We start from the raw sequence: 3,393 nt of genomic DNA, 5'->3' as shown, positions 1-3,393 counted from the left end.
GCCCCGACCCCACCTGATCAGGCCCCACCCGATCAGGATCGCTCTCGTCCGGCGGGCAACACGGACCGGTGCGTGAGCACGGATGCGACGTGGGTCAGGGCACGGCGCAACGCGCGACGCGGAACCCCACGTCGTCGAGGTGGAAGGCCGGGTGGCCGCGGCGGCGTACGGAGGCCCGGCAGCTCCAGTGCTCGTCGAACCACCCGCCGCCCCGCAGCACCCGATAGGTGCCGTAGACCTCGGTGTTGTACAGGTCCCAGCACCAGTCCCACACGTTGCCCAGCATGTCGTACAGGCCCCAGGAGTTGGGCTGTTTGCCGCCCACGTCATGGATTCGCCCGTGGGAGTTGCCGCGGTACCAGGCAATGTCGTCGAGCGGCCCGTACCGCGGGCCGCTCGTGCCGGCTCGGGCGGCGTACTCCCACTCAGCCTCGGTCGGCAGCCGGTACCCCTCGGCGCGGGTGTCCCACTCGACACCCTCGCCGTCGGCCTGGACACGGTACGCGGGCGCCATCCCGTCGCGGTGGGACAGGGCGTTGCAGAACCGGACCGCGTCCCACCAGGAAACCCCCTCGACACCGGACCGCGTCCCACCAGGAAACCCCCTCGACGGGCAACCGGTCCCCGTGGGCCGAACTCGGCCGCTGGCCGCCGACCGCCGCGTACTGCTCCTGGGTGACCGGAAACGCCGCGAGACAGTACGGCGCGAGCTCGACCGACCAGCTGCGCTGCGTTCGCCGGTCGGACAGCGTCACCCGCCCCGGCGGGATGGAGATCAACGTGTTTCCCACGCCCGCGTCCATGGCCGGCGATCCTACCGAGGCTCGTCCGTACGGAGAGTCCCGGTAGGATCGCGGGACGTCCGTATAGAGTGTTACTCTAGAGTGGTGCTCTATGGGAGGTGTCGGGGTAGCGCCCAGTCGGGCCCGGCTGGTGGACGCGGCCGTGGCCTGCGTGCTGGAGCAGGGCTGGGAGGCCACGTCCATGCAGGCGGTTCGGCGTCGGGCCGGTGTCAGTAACGGCAGCCTGTTTCACTGCTTCCCCACCCGGGGGGACCTGGCCGCGGCCGTGGTGGGTGCGGGTCTTGCCGATCATCAGGGCGCGCTGTGGGGTGAGCTGCACACCTCGACCGGGCCCCGTGATGGCGTGACCCGCCTGGTCACCCGCCATCTGCGGTGGGTGGAAGAGCATCCGCGGCTGGCCCGACTGCTGCTGACCGCGCCGGTCGATGTCCTGCGCGGCACGATCGATGAGCGCACCGCCGCGGACAACCGCGGCTTCTTCGCCGCGGTGGCCGACTGGCTGCGTGGCCACGGCTGGTCCGACCGGCCCGACCTGGCGGTCGTCGTCGCGCTGTGGATCGGCCCCGCCCAGGAATACAGCCGCCACTGGCTCGCCCGCCCCGCGGGCTCCCCGACGCTCGTCGCCGACGACCTGGCCGACGCCGCCTGGCGGACGCTCGGTCCCCTGCTCACCCCGCAGAAGGAGTCATGACCCGTTCCTTGCAGTGCTACCGCCGTGCGCTCGACACGTTCACCACCATCGTCACTCGCGTGCCGTCACTCGCGTGCCCGCCGACCGGTGGGACGCCCCGTCCCTCTGCCCGGTGTGGACCGGGCGGCAGTTGACCGGCCACGTCATCGACGGCCAGCAGCAGATCGTCAGCCTGCTCACCGGGCACGGCCCCCGCCCGCCCGTCACCGATCCCGCCCTCCTCACCGCCCTCGCCGGCCCCGATCCGGGCGCATCCTGGCAGCGCACCCACCAGAACACCGAACGCACCCTCGCGGCCCTGGACCCGGCCACCGTCGTGGACACCCCCCTGGGCGCCAGGACCGTGGACGAGGTCCTCACCGTCGCCGTCATCGAGCCCCTCGTCCACGCCTGGGATCTGGCCACCACCATCGGGCAGACCGTCCAGCTCGATCCCGACACGGTGACCGCGACGCTCCCCGCCGTCGAAGCACTCGGTGGCCAGCTCGCCGCGACCGGCATGTATGCCGCCGCCCAGCCCGCGCCCGCCGACAGCCCACCCCAGGACAGGCTCCTGGCCGCACTCGGACGCCGCTGGACCCCGAGGAACTGACATCAGCAGTATCACGTGGGGACTGATCACACGGGCTCGTGCGCCAAGTCGTCAACCCGCCGTCAGGCCTGCTCGCCGGAGACCGTCCGCTGGGGGCGTACGCCGTCCGGCCGGTAGATCCTGGCCGGTGGCCCGGGGGGATCGGTGCCGAGGGTGTTCCCGCAGCGGGTGGAGATCCATGTCCGGATGCCGCCGGGACGCGGCGCCGGCCGCCAGCTTTCCAGGTCGTAGGTCTCGCCGGTGGCGAAGCCCTTCCCGCCGTTCAGCGCCGGTAGCTGCGCGAAGTTCTGATGGCACGCCAGCTGGTCACGCAGACTGTCGGCAACCTCGCCGCGCAGGCCCGTCACACACCCCTGCACGGCCTGCCAGATCTCGGCGGCAACCTGGCCGGGGTCCCCGGCGCGCCGCCCCTCGGGGGTGGGCCGCACCTGGATGCGAAACCGGCCGTCCGCCCACTGCTGCACGACGATCTCCTCGACGTAGCGGCTCGGGCCGCAGTAGGGCGTGCTGGCACCGGCGGCCCGCGGGCTGTGTGTCGCCTCGGGGCTGTGTGCCGCCTCGGGGCTGGGGCTCGGGCTGTGCGCGGGAGTCGGGCCGCCCGGGGTGTCCGGGCCGCAGGCGACGGCGAGCAGCCCCACCGCCGGCACGCCCAGCAGAACCCGCACGAGGAGCGCGCACAGGCGCGCCCCCACGATCCCGGGCACGGTGCTCCCTGCGGTCCCCGCCATGTGCGTTCCCCCGGATCCGGTGCGGGTGGGTTCCGCCGGTTATCGCCGCGTCAACCCACCGCACCGGGCGGCCGTGAGGCGACCTCGGGGACGGGCGTCAGCGGTGCAACGTACGGCGGCGGCCCACCGCCCGCCACACCAGCAGCACGACGATACCCCCGATGATCGAGCCGACGATGCCGGACGGTTGCAGCGCGCCCTCGCTGAGATCACGGTTGAACAGGACGTAGCCGAGGAAACCGCCGACGAACGAGCCGACGATGCCGAGCAGGATCGTCGCAGGGATACTCATCGGATCGGGTCCGGGCACGAGCAGGCGCGCGACCGCGCCGGCAACGAGACCAAGCAGCATCCAACTGACGAGGGTCCAGACCATGGAAGACCTCCGACCAATAATGATCATCGATGGCCGACCTATGATCATGACCGACCGATGATCGAGGAGTAGGACGTCCGCCGTATACCCGACCGACCCGGTTCGTCAAACAACATCCAACAACATCCGAAACGTCGTCCTGCGGACAGCCTGCCCGTTGAGATGACTGTCGAGATGCCCGTCGAGCGCCCTCCCGGACCGGG

The 3,393-nt window shown here is 71.6% G+C and carries 5 protein-coding genes; 2 read left to right on the top strand and 3 right to left on the bottom strand.

The window, feature by feature from the left end; genetic code table 11:
• Positions 1-94 precede the first annotated feature (94 nt).
• The gene (locus AC08ON_RS07035; RefSeq protein ID WP_476616659.1) at positions 95-532 is read right to left on the bottom strand and encodes a formylglycine-generating enzyme family protein; all 438 of its coding nucleotides are present in this window, start codon (positions 530-532) and stop codon (positions 95-97) included.
• 362 nt (positions 533-894) lie between these two features.
• Here AC08ON_RS07035 and AC08ON_RS07030 point away from each other — a divergent pair, with 362 nt between their 5' ends.
• Positions 895-1,494 carry a TetR/AcrR family transcriptional regulator gene (locus AC08ON_RS07030; protein ID WP_476616658.1) on the top strand — a complete coding sequence of 200 codons (600 nt, stop codon included), beginning with the start codon at positions 895-897 and terminating at the stop codon, positions 1,492-1,494.
• 73 nt (positions 1,495-1,567) lie between these two features.
• Positions 1,568-2,086 carry a TIGR03086 family metal-binding protein gene (locus AC08ON_RS07025; RefSeq protein WP_476616657.1) on the top strand — a complete coding sequence of 173 codons (519 nt, stop codon included), beginning with the start codon at positions 1,568-1,570 and terminating at the stop codon, positions 2,084-2,086.
• 62 nt (positions 2,087-2,148) lie between these two features.
• On the opposite strand, the gene AC08ON_RS07020 is transcribed toward AC08ON_RS07025, so the two are convergent.
• Positions 2,149-2,814, bottom strand: a complete 666-nt coding sequence (locus AC08ON_RS07020) for a DUF2599 domain-containing protein (RefSeq protein WP_476608227.1) — start codon at positions 2,812-2,814, stop codon at positions 2,149-2,151.
• A 97-nt stretch (positions 2,815-2,911) separates the two neighbouring features.
• Entirely contained in the window at positions 2,912-3,190 is a 279-nt protein-coding gene (locus tag AC08ON_RS07015) for a GlsB/YeaQ/YmgE family stress response membrane protein (protein WP_011436721.1), read from the bottom strand.
• Positions 3,191-3,393: the final 203 nt, after the last annotated feature.

The sequence above is a fragment of the Frankia sp. CoWAU3 genome (assembly GCF_977971855.1).
Note: the sequence above shows the minus strand (reverse complement) of the source record. Positions and strands in the feature narration are given on the sequence as shown.